Origin of the sequence: Pseudomonas sp. MWU13-2517, from assembly GCF_023242545.1 — a bacterium.
Taxonomy (GTDB): domain Bacteria; phylum Pseudomonadota; class Gammaproteobacteria; order Pseudomonadales; family Pseudomonadaceae; genus Aquipseudomonas.
In genome coordinates this window covers 105,256-123,052 of record NZ_JALMFA010000002.1, presented here as the reverse complement: position 1 = coordinate 123,052, position 17,797 = coordinate 105,256, and the positions used below count along the sequence as shown (strand labels likewise).

19 protein-coding genes are annotated in these 17,797 nt (G+C 61.6%); 8 read left to right on the top strand and 11 right to left on the bottom strand.

Features of this window, described 5'->3' with window-relative positions; genetic code table 11:
* Positions 1 to 3 precede the first annotated feature (3 nt).
* Positions 4 to 2,049 carry a S9 family peptidase gene (locus tag M5B97_RS03150; RefSeq protein ID WP_248730721.1) on the top strand — a complete coding sequence of 682 codons (2,046 nt, stop codon included), beginning with the start codon at positions 4 to 6 and terminating at the stop codon, positions 2,047 to 2,049.
* Positions 2,050 to 2,084: 35 nt separating this feature from the next.
* Here the strand turns inward: M5B97_RS03150 and M5B97_RS03145 are convergent, their stop codons facing one another.
* Positions 2,085 to 2,369: a hypothetical protein gene (locus tag M5B97_RS03145; protein WP_123715077.1), complete on the bottom strand. Its 285-nt coding sequence runs from the start codon at positions 2,367 to 2,369 to the stop codon at positions 2,085 to 2,087.
* Positions 2,370 to 2,447: 78 nt separating this feature from the next.
* On the opposite strand from M5B97_RS03145, the gene M5B97_RS03140 reads away from it, so the two are divergent.
* Complete coding sequence (locus M5B97_RS03140; protein WP_248730720.1) at positions 2,448 to 3,134, top strand: hypothetical protein; 687 nt, start codon at positions 2,448 to 2,450, stop codon at positions 3,132 to 3,134.
* 41 nt (positions 3,135 to 3,175) lie between these two features.
* On the opposite strand, the gene M5B97_RS03135 is transcribed toward M5B97_RS03140, so the two are convergent.
* Positions 3,176 to 4,096 carry a ParB/Srx family N-terminal domain-containing protein gene (locus M5B97_RS03135; RefSeq protein WP_123715075.1) on the bottom strand — a complete coding sequence of 307 codons (921 nt, stop codon included), beginning with the start codon at positions 4,094 to 4,096 and terminating at the stop codon, positions 3,176 to 3,178.
* Positions 4,097 to 4,192: 96 nt separating this feature from the next.
* Here M5B97_RS03135 and M5B97_RS03130 point away from each other — a divergent pair, with 96 nt between their 5' ends.
* The 3 genes from M5B97_RS03130 to M5B97_RS03120 all read left to right on the top strand — a co-directional run bounded on the left by M5B97_RS03130 (position 4,193) and on the right by M5B97_RS03120 (position 5,620).
* Complete coding sequence (locus tag M5B97_RS03130) at positions 4,193 to 4,567, top strand: YajD family HNH nuclease (protein WP_134657924.1); 375 nt, start codon at positions 4,193 to 4,195, stop codon at positions 4,565 to 4,567.
* A gap of 167 nt (positions 4,568 to 4,734) precedes the next feature.
* Complete coding sequence (locus M5B97_RS03125) at positions 4,735 to 5,202, top strand: RNA methyltransferase (protein ID WP_003189607.1); 468 nt, start codon at positions 4,735 to 4,737, stop codon at positions 5,200 to 5,202.
* A 67-nt stretch (positions 5,203 to 5,269) separates the two neighbouring features.
* The gene (locus M5B97_RS03120; RefSeq protein WP_134657925.1) at positions 5,270 to 5,620 is read left to right on the top strand and encodes a DUF2892 domain-containing protein; all 351 of its coding nucleotides are present in this window, start codon (positions 5,270 to 5,272) and stop codon (positions 5,618 to 5,620) included.
* A gap of 78 nt (positions 5,621 to 5,698) precedes the next feature.
* Here M5B97_RS03120 and M5B97_RS03115 read toward each other — a convergent pair whose 3' ends face one another.
* The gene (locus tag M5B97_RS03115; RefSeq protein ID WP_248730719.1) at positions 5,699 to 6,919 is read right to left on the bottom strand and encodes a hypothetical protein; all 1,221 of its coding nucleotides are present in this window, start codon (positions 6,917 to 6,919) and stop codon (positions 5,699 to 5,701) included.
* 13 nt (positions 6,920 to 6,932) lie between these two features.
* Entirely contained in the window at positions 6,933 to 7,382 is a 450-nt protein-coding gene (locus M5B97_RS03110; RefSeq protein WP_003172524.1) for a YcgN family cysteine cluster protein, read from the bottom strand.
* 152 nt (positions 7,383 to 7,534) lie between these two features.
* Here M5B97_RS03110 and M5B97_RS03105 point away from each other — a divergent pair, with 152 nt between their 5' ends.
* Positions 7,535 to 8,119 carry a nitroreductase family protein gene (locus M5B97_RS03105; RefSeq protein ID WP_134657927.1) on the top strand — a complete coding sequence of 195 codons (585 nt, stop codon included), beginning with the start codon at positions 7,535 to 7,537 and terminating at the stop codon, positions 8,117 to 8,119.
* A gap of 59 nt (positions 8,120 to 8,178) precedes the next feature.
* Here M5B97_RS03105 and M5B97_RS03100 read toward each other — a convergent pair whose 3' ends face one another.
* The 5 genes from M5B97_RS03100 to M5B97_RS03080 form a co-directional block, all read right to left on the bottom strand.
* Positions 8,179 to 9,111: a D-2-hydroxyacid dehydrogenase gene (locus M5B97_RS03100; RefSeq protein WP_123715070.1), complete on the bottom strand. Its 933-nt coding sequence runs from the start codon at positions 9,109 to 9,111 to the stop codon at positions 8,179 to 8,181.
* Between the two features lie 106 nt (positions 9,112 to 9,217).
* Complete coding sequence (locus M5B97_RS03095; protein WP_123715069.1) at positions 9,218 to 9,511, bottom strand: YcgL domain-containing protein; 294 nt, start codon at positions 9,509 to 9,511, stop codon at positions 9,218 to 9,220.
* Entirely contained in the window at positions 9,508 to 10,641 is a 1,134-nt protein-coding gene (gene rnd, locus M5B97_RS03090) for a ribonuclease D (protein WP_248730718.1), read from the bottom strand. Before rnd ends, M5B97_RS03095 begins: the two co-directional genes overlap by 4 nt.
* A 122-nt stretch (positions 10,642 to 10,763) precedes the next feature.
* Positions 10,764 to 11,363 (bottom strand): class I SAM-dependent methyltransferase, encoded by a 600-nt coding sequence (locus M5B97_RS03085; protein WP_123715067.1) that lies wholly within the window; start codon positions 11,361 to 11,363, stop codon positions 10,764 to 10,766.
* Between the two features lie 101 nt (positions 11,364 to 11,464).
* Positions 11,465 to 12,835: a glutamine synthetase family protein gene (locus M5B97_RS03080; protein WP_248730717.1), complete on the bottom strand. Its 1,371-nt coding sequence runs from the start codon at positions 12,833 to 12,835 to the stop codon at positions 11,465 to 11,467.
* Between the two features lie 401 nt (positions 12,836 to 13,236).
* On the opposite strand from M5B97_RS03080, the gene M5B97_RS03075 reads away from it, so the two are divergent.
* Positions 13,237 to 14,001, top strand: a complete 765-nt coding sequence (locus tag M5B97_RS03075; RefSeq protein ID WP_248730716.1) for a transporter substrate-binding domain-containing protein — start codon at positions 13,237 to 13,239, stop codon at positions 13,999 to 14,001.
* Positions 14,002 to 14,050: 49 nt separating this feature from the next.
* Positions 14,051 to 14,887 carry a cache domain-containing protein gene (locus tag M5B97_RS03070; RefSeq protein ID WP_248730715.1) on the top strand — a complete coding sequence of 279 codons (837 nt, stop codon included), beginning with the start codon at positions 14,051 to 14,053 and terminating at the stop codon, positions 14,885 to 14,887.
* 67 nt (positions 14,888 to 14,954) lie between these two features.
* Here the strand turns inward: M5B97_RS03070 and M5B97_RS03065 are convergent, their stop codons facing one another.
* On the bottom strand, positions 14,955 to 16,472 hold the full coding sequence (locus M5B97_RS03065; RefSeq protein WP_248730714.1) for an MDR family MFS transporter: 1,518 nt from the start codon (positions 16,470 to 16,472) through the stop codon (positions 14,955 to 14,957).
* A gap of 67 nt (positions 16,473 to 16,539) precedes the next feature.
* The gene (pobA, locus tag M5B97_RS03060) at positions 16,540 to 17,733 is read right to left on the bottom strand and encodes a 4-hydroxybenzoate 3-monooxygenase (protein WP_248730713.1); all 1,194 of its coding nucleotides are present in this window, start codon (positions 17,731 to 17,733) and stop codon (positions 16,540 to 16,542) included.
* Between the last annotated feature and the right edge of the window lie 64 nt (positions 17,734 to 17,797).

The window sequence follows — 17,797 nt, the reverse complement described above, 5'->3', positions numbered from 1 at the left end:
TCCATGCCTATATCGACCGCCCCGATTGCCCGCAAGGGCGAAGGCCCAGATCCGTACGCCTGGCTGCAAGCGCGTGACAACCACGACGTGCTCGATTACCTCAAGGCTGAAAATGCCTGGCAGGAAGCCCAGCTCGCCGACCAGAAAGCCCTGCGCGAAACCCTGTTCGAAGAGATCAAGGGCCGCATCCTGGAAACCGACCTGTCCCTGCCCTCACCCTGGGGGCCGTACCTGTATTACACACGCACCACCGCGGGCGACGAATACGCCCGCCACTACCGCTGCCGCCGCCCGGCGGACGAGGGTAACCAGGTGGACGAGCGCAGCGAAGAACTGCTGCTCGATCCTAACGTGCTGGCCAATGGCGGCTTTTTCTCCCTCGGTGCCTTCAGTATCAGCCCCGACCATCAGCGCCTGGCCTACAGCCTCGATACCAGCGGTGAAGAGGTTTACACCCTGTACGTGAAGGAATTGGCCACCGGCAAAGTCAGCGAACTGGAGTTCGAAAACTGCGACGGCAGCATGATCTGGGCGAATGACAGCCTGACCCTGTTTTTCGGCGAGCTGGATGATACCCATCGTCCGCACAAGCTGTATCGCTACCGCCTGGATGGCACGGCGGCGCAGGAAGTGTTCCACGAGCCCGACGGACGTTTCTTCCTGCATTGCTACCGCTCCAGCTCCGAGCGTCAGTTATTGCTGGCCCTGGGCAGCAAGACCACCAGCGAGACCTGGGCGTTGGACGCCGACCAGCCGCACCTGGACTTCACCTGCCTGGCGCCCCGTGTCGAGGACCATGAATACGATGTGGACCACGGCAAGCGTAACGGCGAGTGGACCTGGTTTATCCGCAGCAACCGCGACGGCATCAACTACGCACTGTTCGTCGCCGCCGACACCGGCAGCGTGCCCGGCGAGGCTGACTGGCACAACCTGATCCCTCACAGCGATGAGGTCATGCTCGACGGTGTGAGCCTGAACGCCAGCGCCATGACCCTTAGCCTGCGTATCGGCGGCCTGCCGGTGATCGAAGTGCACCCCCAGGACATGCCGACATACCGCGTGGAATTGCCCGACGCCGCCTATAGCCTCTACGTACAGAACAGCCTGGAATTTTCGAGCGACAAGATCCGCCTGCGCTACGAAGCCCTGAACCGCCCGGCCCAGGTGCGTCAGCTTGAACTGGCGACAGGCGCGCAGGCGGTGCTCAAGGAAACCCCAGTACTCGGCGCGTTCAACGCCGACGACTACGTCAGCCAGCGCCTGTGGGCCACTTCCGTCGACGGCACCCAGGTGCCGATCAGCCTGGTGGTCAAGCGTGACCAGCTCGGCAAAACCACACCGCTGTACCTCTACGGCTACGGTGCCTACGGCTCGAGCCTGGACCCGTGGTTTTCCCATGCGCGCCTGAGCCTGCTCGACCGTGGCGTCGCGTTTGCCATCGCCCATGTGCGCGGCGGTGGCGAACTGGGTGAAGCCTGGTATCGCAACGGCAAACAGGAGCACAAGCAGAACACCTTCAGCGACTTTATCGCCTGCGCCGAACACCTGATCGCCCAAGGCCTGACCACATCCAGGCAACTGGCGATCAGCGGCGGCAGTGCCGGAGGCCTGTTGATCGGCGCCGTACTCAACCAGCGGCCGGAGCTGTTCCAGGCGGCGATTGCCGAGGTGCCCTTCGTCGATGTGCTCAACACCATGCTCGACCCGGAGCTGCCGTTGACCATCACCGAGTACGACGAATGGGGCAACCCTGAAGAGCCCGAGGTCTACGCACGCATCAAGGCTTACGCACCTTACGAAAACGTCAGCGCCCAAGCCTACCCGGCCACCCTGGTGATCGCCGGTTACAACGACAGCCGCGTGCAGTACTGGGAGGCAGCCAAGTGGGTAGCCAAGCTGCGTGACACCAAGACGGACGACAACCTGTTGCTGCTCAAGACCGAACTGGGCGCCGGCCATGGCGGCATGAGTGGCCGTTACCAGGGACTACGAGATGTGGCGCTTGAGTACGGGTTTGTGTTCAAGGCACTGGGGTTATCTTACTGACTGAGTGCGGCGGGAAATGACGGCCGCAACCGTCATTAACCGCCGGGCGTCTTCGGCTTGCTGTCGTTTTGTTGCAGGCCGGGCACCGTCTGATCTTTCGGCGGCGTGGGCAATACAATCGGTTCCAGCGCGGGCGAGCCGTTGACGGTGGCCTTGGGGGGCGCGGGCGGGCTGACTTGCGGGTACAACGTGGGTGTCGGTGTGCCGGGGGCACCTGGGGTTGGCGCGGGTGCGATCGGCACGGTTTGCACTTCTTGCGCCTGCGCCGTACCCAATGCGAGCGCGCCAAGCACAATGACCGTTAGAATGTTGCACTTCATCGATGGCTCCATGGCCTGACTGGAATACCGTAAGGCTACTCCCAACCGCGCAAGAATGCCCTTCCCAATGAGATTTCCATGAAACGTTTCGTTCTGCTGGACACCACCCCGATCCCCGACAACGGCGGTGCCTTGTGCCTGTTCGAATACGGTGAAGATTTTGTCATCAAGATTCAGGGAGGGGATGGCGGCCAGTTGATGAACACGCGCATGCACGGTTCCGAGGATGCGCTGGCGGAAATCCCCTGCCGCAAGGTCGCCGGCCGGCCGGGTTCACGGGTGTTGATCGGCGGCCTGGGCATGGGCTTCACCCTGGCCTCGGCCCTCAAGCATCTGGGCAAGACGGCCGAAGTGGTCGTCGCGGAGCTGGTGCCGGGTGTGGTGGAGTGGAACCGCGGCCCGCTCGGGGAGAAATCCGGGCAGCCGTTGCTGGACCCACGCACGGTGATCCGCATGGAGGACGTGGCCAAGGTGCTGCAAGCCGAGCCCCAGGGCTTTGACGCGATCATGCTCGATGTGGACAACGGTCCCGAGGGCCTTACGCAAAAAGCCAATAGCTGGTTGTATTCCGCCGGTGGGCTCGCCGCCTGCGCCAAGGCCCTGCGCCCCAAAGGCGTGCTGGCCGTATGGTCGGCCAGCGCCGACAAGCTGTTCAGCGACAAGCTGCGCAAGGCCGGGTTCAAGGCCGAAGAAGTGCAAGTATTTGCCCACGGCAACAAGGGCACCCGGCATACCATCTGGATTGCGGAAAAAATCAAAGGTTGAGACGGTCTGCCAGTTACCGTCTCTCACCTGTTTGATCGACCTTAATTCAGAGATTTGCGGTAATCGATCACGTACGGCACTTTCTTGTCGACCGTCTTTTCCAGCTCATCGCGATCCAGCTTGGTCATGCCGCCCAGTTGATGGGCAGTAAAACCGCTGTCACCGACCTGTGAGCCCGGCGCCAGGCTGACCATGCGCTTGGCTACCGCTTCGATCGCATCCTTGTAGCCACCCTTCTTGTTCAGGTTGTAAGCACCCAGGTCGATCTGGGTGCGCAGCCAGTTGCCCCAGTAGAACTCGAGGAATTCCGGCGCGATGGCACCATCGTCCGGCTTGCCGTAGGCGGCCTTGCGGGTGAAATACACCAGGCTGCGGAAAGTGTCGTCCTGCAGGTTCTTGAAGCCCAGGTGCGCCGGCAATTGCCCGGGCGGCAAGGTTTGGCCCTGGTTGTCCTTGAGCCAGACCTTACGCGCCGCCTGCATACGCTGCCAGAAGGTGGCCATGTCCGTACTGTTGCTGAAGTCATCGGTGACCTTGACCCACATTTTCAGCTTCGGACCGCCGCCGGGTACTTCCCACAAGGTGGTGAAGCTGTGATGACCGTCGGTGAGGTACAACTGACCGGCAGGGCCGACTACCACGGTTTTCATGTCCTCGGGATGGGTGCCCACCGGGTCTTTGCAGGTGAAACTGGTCGGTTGGTGCAGGTCCGCCTTTTTCGGCACGTTATCAGCGGCGCCCTGGCCGTTGGTCTCGCAATATTCATCGAAGACCTTGGCCGGCTTGTCGGCAAACAGGCCAAGGCTGTAGTAAATCTGGTCAAACCCCACCACGGCCTGGGTCGGATGCAGTTGTTCAAGGGCCACCTCGATCACCTGCCCGGGTCTGGGCGTGGAGAACGCCTGGGCCTGGGCAGTGAAGACACACAGCAACAGCGCAATAATCCATGAATGCAGACGCATAAGTTTCAGATCCTTGTATGTAAAGTGAAGCAGTCATTTACAGCGCGAGCGGCTAGAATCAACCTTGTCCGTGAACCCAAATAGCCAGGAGCCATGATGAGCTCGACCAACCCGCCCTCCCACACCGCCAAGCTGGATCGCATCCTCGCCGATGCCCAGCGCGACCGGGAAATGGGCTACCGCGACAAAGCCTTGAAGATGTACCCCCACGTGTGCGGCCGCTGTGCCCGTGAGTTTTCCGGGAAACGCTTGAGCGAACTGACAGTACACCACCGTAACCACAACCATGATGACAACCCCCAGGACGGCTCCAACTGGGAGTTGCTGTGCCTGTACTGCCACGATAACGAACACTCGCGCTACACGGACCAACAATATTTCGGCGAAGGCTCCACCAGCAGCCCGACCATCGCCAAGGCCACTCATAACCCGTTTGCGGCGTTGGCAGGGTTGATGAAGAAGGACGGGTGAAAGCCTCAAGTTGCAAGCGGCAAGCTGCAAGAAAAAGCCAGTGCGCTTTTAACTTGCCGTTTGAACAGCCGAAAGCCTAAATCTTCGGGCTGCAAGAAAAAGCAGCACGCTTTTAACTTGCAGCTTGAAGCTTGCCGCTATAATGCTGCCCTTTTAAGGCACTCCCAGTGGGCAATAAACGCTACAGCTGCATCGGTCTGTATAACCCCAAATCCCCCGAAAACGTCGGCTCGGTGATGCGTGCCGCCGGCTGCTACGGCGTGGCCTCGGTGTTTTACACCGGCGTGCGTTACGAGCGCGCCCGGGATTTCATCACCGATACCAAGAAGGTCCACCACGACATTCCACTGATCGGCATTGATGACCTGAAGAAGATCCTGCCCCTGGGCTGCATCCCGGTCGCCGTGGAACTGGTGGAAGGCGCCCGCCCGCTGCCCGAATACACCCACCCCGACCGCGCGCTGTACATCTTCGGTCCCGAAGACGGTTCCCTCGACAAAGAGATCCGCGACTGGTGTGAAGACGTGGTGTACATCCCGACCACCGGCTGCATGAACCTCGCCGCTACGGTCAATGTGGTGCTCTACGACCGCCTGGCCAAGGGCAACAACACCCGTTCGGGCCCCAAGTACTGATTTTTCGGGAACATCCAGCGCCTGCAAACAGTCAGCTATTTACACTTGCCCTTGTTGGAGACAGACCATGAGCGACAGCACAAACCTGCGACCTATCATCGAACACACCCCCTTCGAAACTCCGCCCACCCAGAACGTGCACGGCTGGGAACGTATCGGCTCGGTAGCCGGCGGTGTGATGATGGTCGGCAAAGGCCTGCGCCGTGGCGGGATTTTCGGCTTGATCCAGGTGGCAATCGGCGGCGTGGCGCTGGCGCGGGGCTTTACCGGGCACAGCTCGCTCAAGGACAAGCTGGAGCAGGGCCGCCAGGAAATGAACAGCGTGCGCACGAAGATTGAACGTGCCGGCCAAGAGTTGAAGAACCTGAAGACCAGGGCGGAAGTAGCCGCAGAAAAAGCCACCAAAACTGCAGGTTGATTCCAGCCTCCAGGCTGTTGGAGATCTAGATGTGGGAGCCAGCCGCCTCCCACACTTTTGATAGGTGCATGGCTGGGATCAACGCAACAGCTTGGTATCGAGCACCACCGACGACTCGCCGATCACGCTCTCAGCCAGTTGTACAAACTCCGCGGTGGTAATACTGTTGGACCGCATGACCCCCTGCGCGAGATCATCGAGTGAACGCTTGTTGTGGGTTTTCACGCGGATTTCGCGGTCCAGTTCCTGCAATACCACCACTGCCCTGGCCACCGCGCCGGCGCTGATGTGCTCGCCGCGCAGTGTGGTGACGTCCTTGCCTTCCTTGCCCAGCCGCGCCTGTATGGCCGCGTAGCGTTCATCGGTGATGCCGCCGGCCCGCCGCAGCAACTCGATGGCGTAATACTCTCCCAGCCCCTCGCGGATCCAATCGCTGCTGTCGTGATCATTGAAGCGGCCGATGGCCTGCACCACTTCGCGGATCAGCGGGCTGCTGCCGTTTTCGCTGACCAGCGGTGTGCGACTGTTGAGGTAGATCGAATCGCGTGAGGCCACCACGCCACGGCGCATCGGGTCGGCGGCACCCACGATCAACAGTTTCGCCGGATGGCGCGGGAAGGCCGCTTCAACTTGCGGCCAGACGAACGTCAGCAGCGTCAGCACATCCATGCGACGCATGCCCTGCCCCTTCGGAGCGGCCACGGTGACTTCGGTTTCGCCAAAACGCATGCGACGGCTGCCGAGGGTACCGGCGAGCATCCAGCCGGTGGGGCGGTCGAACAGCCGCGAGAGGTTGTCGACACGGAATTTGTTTTTGCCGATGCGCGGCCAGGCGGTTTCGATGCTTTTCCAACCGGCCGGCAGTTCGAACACCAGGCGCGAGACCAACTCGATGCCGTCCTGTTGGTCCAACCGGGCAGCCGGCACCAGGTCTTCACCACGAAACAGTGCCCAATCGGGCGTCATGCGGGCCTCATAGAGACCAGGCTTACGCGCATGGGTGAGGCGTACGCGGTAGGTCAGGCTGGCTTTGTCGGCGCCGGGCTGCCACACACCGCGGCTGCCGGTGACTTTCCATTGACCGTCGGCCTTGAAGTCGCTGTAGTCGCCGGCGCGCCCCAGGTCGAAGTTGAGGCTGCGCACTGCCGAGCCTTGCGACAGGCTCACGCGCACTTCGGCTTGATCGCTCTGGGGCAATAACTTGACGTGATAGTCCAGGTCGACTTTCTTCGCACACCACGCAGGCATGCTCAGCGCCAGCAATACCAGGCTTGCCGTCAGCTTGGTTCCCACCCGCATAGAGACCCCTTGGTTAGCCGGCACGGAAGATCAGGTAATCCTCCCAGTCGTCTTCGGGCACGCTGCCTTCGCTGAGCATGCGTCCGGACTGGGAAATGCGTTCATGATGCACCGCATCGCGGTCGCCGCAGACCAGGTGATGCCACAGCGGCAGGTCTTTGCGTTCGCTGACCAGGCGGTAGCCGCAGGTCGGCGGCAGCCATTTGAACTGATCAGCCTGGCCCGGGGTGAGCTGGATGCAATCAGGCACCGAGGCGCGACGGTTGGGGTAGTCGGTGCACTGGCAGGTTTTCAGGTCGAGGAGTTTGCAGGCGATACGCGTGTAATAAACGCTGTTGTCATCTTCATCCTCGAGCTTCTGCAGACAGCACAGGCCACAGCCATCGCACAACGACTCCCACTCCTCCTGATCGAGGTGTTCAAGGGTTTTGCGTATCCAGAAAGGTTCGACTTTGGCGGCCATGGCTCTACATCAACATCGTCAAGTGAAAGGCCGTCAGTCTAGTGCCCAAGGCCCCTGGGGCCAAGCGCTTACGACTGGCGGTGTGACAAGACTTGTCAGTGCGGCGGACCCGCAGTAGCTTTGAGCACCGAATTGACGATCAGGAATTGCTCATGACACGTGTTGCCGATTATCCGATTCATCCCCAATTCACCGACCGCTGGTCGCCCCGCGCCTTCACTGGCGAAAGCATCCCGCAGGAGACCCTGCTGAGCTTTTTCGAAGCCGCGCGCTGGGCACCGTCGGCCTACAACTCGCAGCCATGGCGCTTTCTGTATGCACGTCGCGACACGCCAAACTGGGAACGCTTCCTGGGCCTGCTCAATGAATTCAACCGGGGTTGGGCGCAGCACGCATCGGCCTTGGTGATCATTGCTTCGAAAACCGACTTTATCGCCCCTGGCGCCAGCGAAGAAACGCCTGCGCTGTGGCACACCTTTGACACCGGTTCTGCCTGGGGCCACCTGGCACTGCAAGCCAGCCTCGCCGGCTGGCACACCCACGGCATGGCCGGCTTCGATCAGGAGCTGACGCGCAAGGAGCTGAAGATTCCGGAAGGTTATGCGTTGCACGCGGCGGTGGCCGTGGGCAAGCTGGGTGACAAATCGACCTTGCCCGAGTACCTGCAAGGCCGCGAAGCGCCGAGCCCGCGCCGGCCGTTGAGCGAGCTGGTGTCCGAAGGCGATTTCAGCCTCTGACGCTGACGCAATACCCTCTGTGGGAGCAAGCCTGCTCCCACAATTCGCTCCGGGTACAGTCAGTAACCGCGCTCGAAATCCACTTCCCCGCGCAACGCTTCCTTGGCCTGGTACGCGCGCAGGTTCTGCACGAACAACCCCACCATCATCGAAGGCGACGTCGGCGCCGAACTGTGGCCGGTCAGCAACAAGCCCCAGGCGGTCCAGAACGGGTGACGTTGCGGCAACGGCTCCTGGCGGCACACGTCGATCACCGCACCGGCCAGGTGCCCTTCTTTCAAGGCCTCGACCAGATCGGCATCCACCACCGCCACGCCGCGCCCGACATTGATGAACAAGGCGGTCGGCTTGAATTGCTTGAACAGCGCTGCGTCGTACAGGTCATGGGTGTTGGGCGTATTGGGCAGCAGGTTGACCACGTAGTCGACCTCCCCCACCAACCGACCCAATTGATCGAGCGCGGCCACTTCTTTAAACGGCGCCTGCTCACGTGCGGTGCTGGCGATACCGTAAAGCTCGACGCCGAACGGCACCAGGAAGTCAGCCACGCTCTGGCCGATATCGCCGGTACCGACCACCAGCACCTTGCGCCCCGCCAGGCTCTGGCCCATGCGGTTGTCCCATTTGCGCTCGACCTGGCTGACCAGCCGCGCCAGCACTTCGCGCTCGTGGCCCAGCATGTAGGTGAGCACAAACTCGGCCATGACCTGGCCAAAGATGCCGACCGCACGGGTCAGGCGATAGTTGCGGGGCAAGCCTTCGGCCAGCAGCGGTGTGATACCCGCCCAGGTCGATTGCAGCCATTGCGGCTGGTGGCCCTGACGCAACAGGGTCGCCAGCAGGTCCGGCTGGCCCAGCCACACCGGGCAATCGGCGGCCAGGCGCGACAGTTCGGCGGAATCACCGCTGGTCAATACCTCAAGGTCCGGAGCCGCGTCACGCAGCAGTTGGGCATAGAGCGGGTGATCCTGTTCAGCAATCAGAACACGCATGGTTCAAACCTTTCAAAAACAGTGCAGACGGCCGCCCGCATCCTTACGGCCACCGCCAACTAATACGAGTCCATGGAAGCAGGTGCCCTGAACAGGGCACTACCGATCAGATCGGGTCGTTGCGGCGCAGCAGCTCTTCGGGCAAGTGTTCGATGTACTCGTCCTCGGCCGGCGGCATTTGCAGGTGGTAGCCCTGCTTGTCGAGGTTTTCCAGGACTTGCACGATGTCTTCCTGTTGCAGCTTGCGCTCAGGCGTCAGCACCAGATCAAAGGCGTGCACCGGCTTGCCGAACACGGTGATCAAACCTTCGGGCACGCGCTCCAGGGCATCGCTTTTGAGTACATAGAGGTACATGCCGGCACGTTTCGGGCTGCGGTAGATGGAGCAAATACGTTTCAAGGCTGTTCTCCGGCAGTGGCCAGGCTGTCGAGCAGCGCCTGGCCCATCAACTCGCGGCGCCAGCCACGCAGCGAGTCTGGCAGTTGGTAAGGCCCATCGGGGTAGCCACTTTTAACCAGGGCTTCGAGGGTTTTCTTGCGCAGCATCAGTTCCGGCGCCATGTCCAGGCGTTCGGCGAACGCCTGGCCCAAGGCACGCAGTTCTTTGATCAGCGCGGCAGCATCTACCGGCAGGGGTTCTGCGACGGCAGGCGGCCATTGGTCCATGGGCACGCTACCGGCACGTTTGATCAGGTCCAGCAGGAACTGGCCATCCTGACGCACGGTGCGCGGGTGCATGTCTTCGATCTTGCCCAGCGCGGCGAGGTTATCCGGCTGGGTTTTGGCCAGGGGCCATAGCGAATGTTCGCGAATGATACGGTTGCGCGGCAGGTCACGGGCACGGGCCTGCTGCTCGCGCCAGGCGCACAGTTCACGCAGGACGGCCAGTTGGGCACGGGACAGTTTCCACGCCAGCTTGGCCTCGCGGTACACCTCGTACGGGTCGACTTCGCGGCGCAGGTTCGCCACCAGTTCGGCGCCGTCTTCCAGCACCCACGCGTACTTGTCATCGGACAAGCGCGGACGCAGGCGGGTATACACCTCGGCCAGGTGCACGGCGTCTTCGGCGGCGTAGCTCACCTGGGTCTCGGACAACGGCCGCTGCAGCCAGTCCGAGCGGGTTTCGCCCTTGGGCAACTCGATATCGAGCACGGTTTGCACCAGGCGCGAGTAGCCCATGGAGAAGCCGAGGTTCAGGTAAGCCGCGGCCAACTGGGTATCGAACAGCGGCACCGGCAAGCTGCCGGTCAGGCGCAACAACACTTCGAGGTCTTCGCTGCAGGCGTGCACCACCTTGATCACCGCCGGGTTTTCCAGCAAAGCGGCCAACGGTTGCCAATTGTCGATGGTCAGGGGGTCGATCAGGTAAGCGCGTACGCCATCACCAATCTGGATCAGCCCGGCAATGGGATAAAAAGTGTCGACCCGCATGAATTCGGTGTCGAGGGCAACGAATGGCAACTGCTGCCATTCGGCGCAATGCAGGCCGAGGCTATCGTTGTCGCAGATCCAGTGAATATCGATGGCCACACGGCTCTCCCTTGAAGAATGGCGCGCAGTATATATCGCGAAAGGGGCTTGCGAGCATTCGCAGTGCACACACGATCATGAAAACTCCGACAAGAGACGGAGAATAGTCCGACGAGCGGAACTTATCCTCTCTTACGCAGAACGTAGACCCGCCACAATTTGGAGCCCGGGAGGAATTCCTGGTAACTCAGGACCTTGAAACCGGCCTCGCGGAATTCACCTTCCACCGTTTCGCGTGCATTCACCGAGACGATCACCGTGTCGCGGCTGACTCGATGAAACTCGCGCAGCAACGTCAAGCGCACTTCACTGTCGAGGACGTGGCGAAACAATTCCAGGCAGAAAATGCAGTCCACCGCATTCGCCGACAGGCCAATGGAAAACGCTGAGCCTTGAAAGGTCTTGATTCGCTTGAGCAGCGCCGCCGGGTGATGGGTGCGCGCGTGGTCGAGCATGTTCTGGGAGTTGTCCGAGGCCAGGATCACCCGGTTGACGTGTTCGCCCAGCACGGGCCAGAACTGCCCCGAGCCGCAGGCCAGGTCAAGGATCAGCCCCGGCTCGCCCGCCACCTTCAACGCATGGCGCACCAGCCGAGCTGTGCGCCAGGCAGCCAGGCGCTGCAACAGCCCTGGCGGACGGGTGTCACCGCATACCCGGGCATGTTCACGGTCACAGCGTTCGGTGAATTCGATCTCGATGGAGGATGGTGGTTGTGGCGACATCGCGGGCTCATGTAGGCGAAACGGTAGTGAACGACCTTGATCCGCAGCTTAACCACTGCAACGTGAAAAAAAGGTCGAAACCGTCGTGACCACAAATCCTGTCAGGCCTGGTTCAGGTACCACCGCCAATCCTGCTCACCCACTTCCCCCATGAACTGGCGATATTCGGCGCGCTTGACCGCCAGGAACACCCCGAGGAACTCATTGCCGAATGCCTCTCGCGCCCAACTTGACGCCTCCAACGCACGCAGCGTGGTGAGCCAGTCGGTGGGCAGTAGTTCCTTGGCCTGGGCGTAGCCATTGCCTTGCACCGGCGCGCCGGGGTCGCGTTGTTCGCGGATGCCCCGGTGGATGCCGGCCAGAATCGCGGCGGCAGCCAGGTAAGGGTTGGCATCGGCGCCGCAGATGCGGTGCTCGATATGTCGCGAGTGCGCCGGGCCACCGGGAACGCGCAGGCTGACGGTACGGTTGTCCACCCCCCAGGTGGCGGCCAGGGGCGCATAGCTGTTGGTCTGGAAACGACGGTAGGAGTTGGCGTTGGGGCAGAACATCAGCAGCGAGTCGAGCAAGGTGCTGAGCATGCCGCCCACCGCCTGGCGCAGCAGGGGTGTGCCGTCGGCGGCTTCGCTGGCAAACAGGTTGTTCCCCTGAGCGTCCGCCAGGCTGACGTGCATGTGCATGCCGGTGCCTGCCAGGTTGTCGAACGGCTTGGCCATGAAGCAGGCGGTCATGCCGTGTTTATGGGCCACACCTTTGACCAGGCGTTTATAGCGCACCGCTTCATCCATGGCTTGCAGCGCATCAAAACGATGTTCCAGGGTGATTTCCACCTGGCCTGGGGCGTATTCGGAGATCGCCGTACGCGCCGGGATGCCTTGCAGTTTGCAGGCACTGTAGAGGTCGGCGAGAAACGGCTCGATCTGCTCAAGCTCGCGCAGGCCATAAACCTGGGTCGAGCGTGGACGATTGCCGTCCACATCCCGCGCCGGTTGCGGGCGGCCGTTATTGTCGGGCTTCTGGTCGAGCAGGTAGAACTCCAGCTCCGCCGCCATCACCGGGTAATACCCGTCAGCGTTCAACCCATCGATGACTTTGGCCAGTAAATGCCGAGGGTCGGCCACAGTGGTGGGCAAGCCTTCGGTGGGGTGCATGCTGACCTGCACGGCCGCCGTCGGGATCAGGCGCCATGGCATCCGCTGCAAGCTGCCGCTGAGCGGATAGGCGCGGCAGTCGATATCACCGACGTCCCACACCAACCCCGAGTTTTCCACATCATCACCGTTGATGGTCAGGCCGAGGATCGTGCTGGGCAATGGCCGACCACTCTCGTACACCGCCAACAGCTCATCGCGGTGCAGCAACTTGCCGCGCGGTACGCCGTTATTGTCGAGGATAAACAGTTCGAACATCTCGATGTCCGGGTTGTGTTCAAGGAACGATTGGGCTTCGTGCAAGCCGGCAAAAACACTCATGGCAATTCTCATACGGTTGTATCAGGCAGGCGCACAGGCGCCGCCGGGCAGATGCGCACAGGTGCGCGTCATCCATGGGGCGGATCAACGCAAGAGAGAGGTATCGGGTGGGCGGGCATGACGGCAGTGGAACAGTGCCCAGAATGCCAGCTCGGATGGCAGCGCCTCGACGACCGTCGAATCGCTCGGCACCACAGCGCCAGGCGATGTCTCAGGGTGAGTGTCGGGGGAACCATCCATGTGTAAGCCACAGTGAGGTAGAGGTCGGCCAGCGTCACACGCACACAACGGTTGTTCAATTCAGGGTTGGCGGAGTTTGGTTGCAGCTCGGCTAAACATTGCTATCCCCCGGCCCGCTGGAAATAATGACGGCCCCGCCCATGCCCCAAGGACTCGACCGCATGAAAGCTCCACTGGCCTTCTGTCTATTGGCAAGTCTGACCTCCTACGCCCTGGCCGATTCGCGCCTGGACGACGTGCTTCAACGTGGCACGCTGGCCGTCTGCACCACCGGCGACTACAAGCCTTACTCCGCGCTGCGCGCCGATGGCGGCTATGAAGGCATCGACATTGCCATGGCCGAATCCTTGGCCAAGAGCCTCAACGCGAAGATCCATTGGGTGCCCACCACCTGGAAAACCCTGATGCCGGACTTCCTCGCCCAACATTGCGACATCGCCGTGGGCGGCATTTCCGTGTCGCTGGAACGCCAGAAAAAAGCCTTTTTCAGCCAATCGCTGGGCGTCGACGGCAAGATCCCGTTGGTGCGCTGCGCCGACGTGCAACGCTACCAGACCGTCGAGCAGATCAACCAGCCGCAGGTGCGCGTAATCGAACCCGCCGGCGGTACCAATGAAGTATTTGCCCGTGCCCATCTGGGCCAGGCGCAGATACGCCTGCATGACAATGTGACGATTTTCGATGAACTGCTGGCGGGCAAGGCCGACGTGATGATCACCGACGCCAGCGAAGCGCGTTACCAGCAAAAACAGAAGCCCGGGCTGTGCGCGGTCAACCCGCAGCGGCAAATGCAGTACAGCGAAAAAGCCTTCCTGCTGCCCCGGGATGATGTAGCGTGGAAAAGCTACGTCGATCAATGGCTGCACCTGAGCGTGGCCACCGGGGAGTACGAGCGCATCGTCAACCAGTGGCTGGCGGCGCCCTGAGCTACAGCCGTCTACGCTGTTGTCACATCAATAAGAATGAGGACGGGGCATGAAGGGATTACTCAGAATCACCTGGCTGTTGCTGTTGTGTTTCAGCCAGGTGCACGCAGCCACGCAGGACGAGGACGCCCAGGCGGCCAGGCATCTGCTGGAAAAAGCCCTGGCTTACTACCAGACCAATGGCGACAAGGCCTTCGCGGCGTTCAGCCGCCAGGGCGAGTTTATCGACCACGACCGCTACGTATTTGTGGTCGACACCCAGGGTGTGCTGCTGGCCAGCGGCGGGCCTTCCTCCGCCTTGATCGGTCGCGATGTGTCGGAGCTACTCGGCCCGGACCTGCAAGCCTCGTTCAAACAGGCGCTGGCCGTGCCGGAAGGCCAGGGTATCCAGCAGGCCGACTACCGCTGGCAGAACTGGAACGATGGCAAGGTCGAACACAAGCACGTGTTCTATCAACGCGTGGGCCAGCGCATCCTGGCGGTGGGTTACTACTTGCCACGGGCTACGCCGGAACAGGCGCGAGCATTGCGCGACAAAGCGGTGAAAGCGCTGGTCAAGGATGAGGCCGGTACGCTCAAGGCGATCAACTCACTGGAAGGCGGCTTCCTGCAGGATGATCTGTACGTGTTCGTCGTGGACCTGGACACCCGGCGCTATGTGGCCCACGGCACCAACCTGCGGCTGGTCAATACCGACTTCAGCAAGATCAAGGACCCGGACGGCAAGCCCGTCGGCGAGCCGATCCTGCATCTGATGGCCCAACAGGACCAGAGTGAATACAAATACCGCTGGAAAAACCCGGTGACCGACAAGGTCGAGAACAAGCATGCGTACCTGCGCAAGGCCGGGCATTTCATGGTGGCGGTGGGTTACTACAGCCCTTGATCCGGGGTGGCATGCAATCAAATGTGGGAGCACGCCCTCGCCCACATTTCGCGCTTCATCCTGTCAGTTATCGAGCTTTATCTTCGCGGCCGCGTAACAGGCGATTCGGCATCGCAATCGCCGCCGCCAACCCCAGCAACGACACCGCCGCACTCACCATCAACAGATGCCTGAACGTCACCGCCAACTCGCCGCGCAGGGCGTCCCGGGCCGGGCCTGGCGCGGCGTTCAGGCCATCGAGCAACACGTTGCCGGAACTGCCCTCTGCAACCAACGAACCGCTGGCCAGGTGGGCAAAGCTGGAGTCCTGCAACAGCGCCAGCAGCAATGCCGACATACATGCCACCCCAACCGCCCCACCCAACGAACGGAACAGGTTGGTGGTGCTGGTGGCGACGCCGATGTCCCGTTGTTCAACGGAGTTTTGTGTGCCGACCAGGGAGGTCGGGAACTGCATGCCGGCAGCGATTCCGCACAGCAGCATGAAGATCGCCGTCAGCCCGACCGCCTGCGGAGCGCTGTAGGCCATGCCAAGGATGGCGAAAGGACTCAACAGCGCGCCGGTGAGAATCATCGGTTTATAACGACCGGTCACCGAGGTCATGCGCCCGGCAAAGTAGGCGCCCATCGGCAAGCCCATGGCCAGCGGCAGCAGGTGCAAGGCTGCGCTGTCGGCGCCCGAGCCGGTCACCGTCTGATAACGCAAGGGCATCAACACCGTCAGGGAAATCGCCTGGAAACTGGTGAAGAAAATCGTGCACCAGCACAGCACCGCGCTGCGGTTGGCGAACAGGTGCATGGGCAGCAACGGCTCGCGTGCGCGGCGTTCGTGCCACACAAATACGCTCAGCGCCACCAGCGCACAGGCCAACAACCCCAGCACCTGCTCATCGCGCCAATGATGGCCCTGGCCGATTTCGGTGATGCCCAGCAACAAGGCCGTCAGGCCGATGATCATCAGGACGGTGCCGAGGTAGTCGATGATCGGTGTGCGTTGCGGCACCGGCAGCCCTACCAGCGTGCGATGGGCCACATACCAGGCACCGGCGCCCAGCGGCAGGTTGATCAAAAATACCCAGCGCCAGGACAGATACTCGGTCATATAACCGCCCAACACCGGCCCGGCCACACTCGCCACCGCGTACATGCTGCTGAAATAGCCCTGATAACGCCCCCGCTCGCGAGGTGGGATGATGTCGCCGATGATCGCCTGGCTCACCGAGATCATTCCGCCGGCGCCGATGCCCTGGAGAATCCGCGCCAGCACCAGTTGCTCCATGCTTTGCGCCATGCCGCAGAACAACGAGGCCAGGGTGAACACGCCCATGCCGATCAGCATCATCGGCCGCCGCCCGTACAAGTCGCCGAGCTTGCCGTAGATCGGCACCGCCACCGTCATCGCCACCATGTAGCCGGAGATCACCCAGGCCAGCAGGTTGACGTCATGGAACTGCGAGGAAATGGCCGGCATCGACACGGCCACAATGGTCTGGTCCAGGGCGCCGAGGAAGATCGCCATCATCAGGGCGACGAGCACGCTGCGTACGGCGGGAACGGATGGGGCAGGCTGATTCAGGTGGGTCACGACAGAACCTTCGAGCAGAGCCCGCCAGGCAGGAAAGGCCGGCGGGAATGCTCGATACGATAGCAGGCTACTCGATAGCTTCGTAAGGAAGTCCGACGTAATTTTCTGCGATGGTTTTACGGCCCGCCTGCGAATGGATGAAGTATTCGAGTTCACTCTGTGCAATCCGCTGACTGAAGCCGTCCGCTTCCGGAAACTCATGCAGCATCGAGGTCATCCACCAGGAAAACCGTTCGGCCTTCCAGACGCGACGCAAGCAGATGGCGGAATACTTATCCAGCAAGTCCACCCGCCCTTCGCGGTATACCTTGAGCAAGATCCGATACAACGTACTCACGTCACTGGCCGCCAGGTTCAGGCCCTTGGCGCCGGTCGGTGGCACGATGTGCGCGGCATCCCCCAGCAGGAACAGGCGCCCGTACTGCATCGGCTCCACCACGAAGCTGCGCAATGGCGCGATGCTTTTCTCGATCGACGGACCGGTAACCAACTGTTGCGCAAGCGGACCCGGCAGGCGTCTTTTCAGTTCGTCCCAGAAGCGCTCGTCCGGCCATTCTTCCAGCGATTCGTCCACCGGCACTTGCAGGTAATAGCGGCTGCGGGTCGGTGAACGCATGCTGCACAGGGCGAAGCCGCGCGCGTGTTTGGCGTACACCAGTTCGGCGTGGATCGGCGGTGTGTCGGCCAGGATACCCAGCCAACCGAAGGGGTAGACCCGTTCGAAGACGTTGAGCGATTCGGCCGGAATCGACTGCCGGGCCACGCCGTGGAAACCGTCGCAACCGGCGATGTAGTCGCACTCCAGGCGAAAGGTTTCGCCCTGATGTTCGAAGGTCAGCCAGGGGCGATCGCTTTTCAGGTCATGGGGCTGCACATTGGACGCTTCGTACAACGTTACGGCGCCAGCAGCGGCGCGGGCCGCCATGAGGTCGCGGGTGACTTCGGTCTGGCCGTAGATCATGACCGATTGGCCATCGGTCAGGGATTTGAGGTCGATGTGGGTCAGCTCGCCATTGAGTGCCAACTCGAAACCATCATGCACCAGCCCTTCGGCGTCCATACGTCGGCTGACGCCTGCCTCGCGCAGCAGGTCGACCATGCCCTGCTCCAGCACCCCGGCGCGGATGCGACCTTGCACGTAATCGGCACTTTGGCGCTCTAGGATGAGGGTCTGGATACCCGCGTTATGCAACAACTGGCCGAGCAACAATCCGGAAGGACCGGCACCGATGATGGCGACTTGAGTATTCAGCGTTTTCATTATTTTTATCACCCGCAGGCTTCACCCGAACTGATCAAGTGAAAGAGTTGTCATTGGTCTTGTG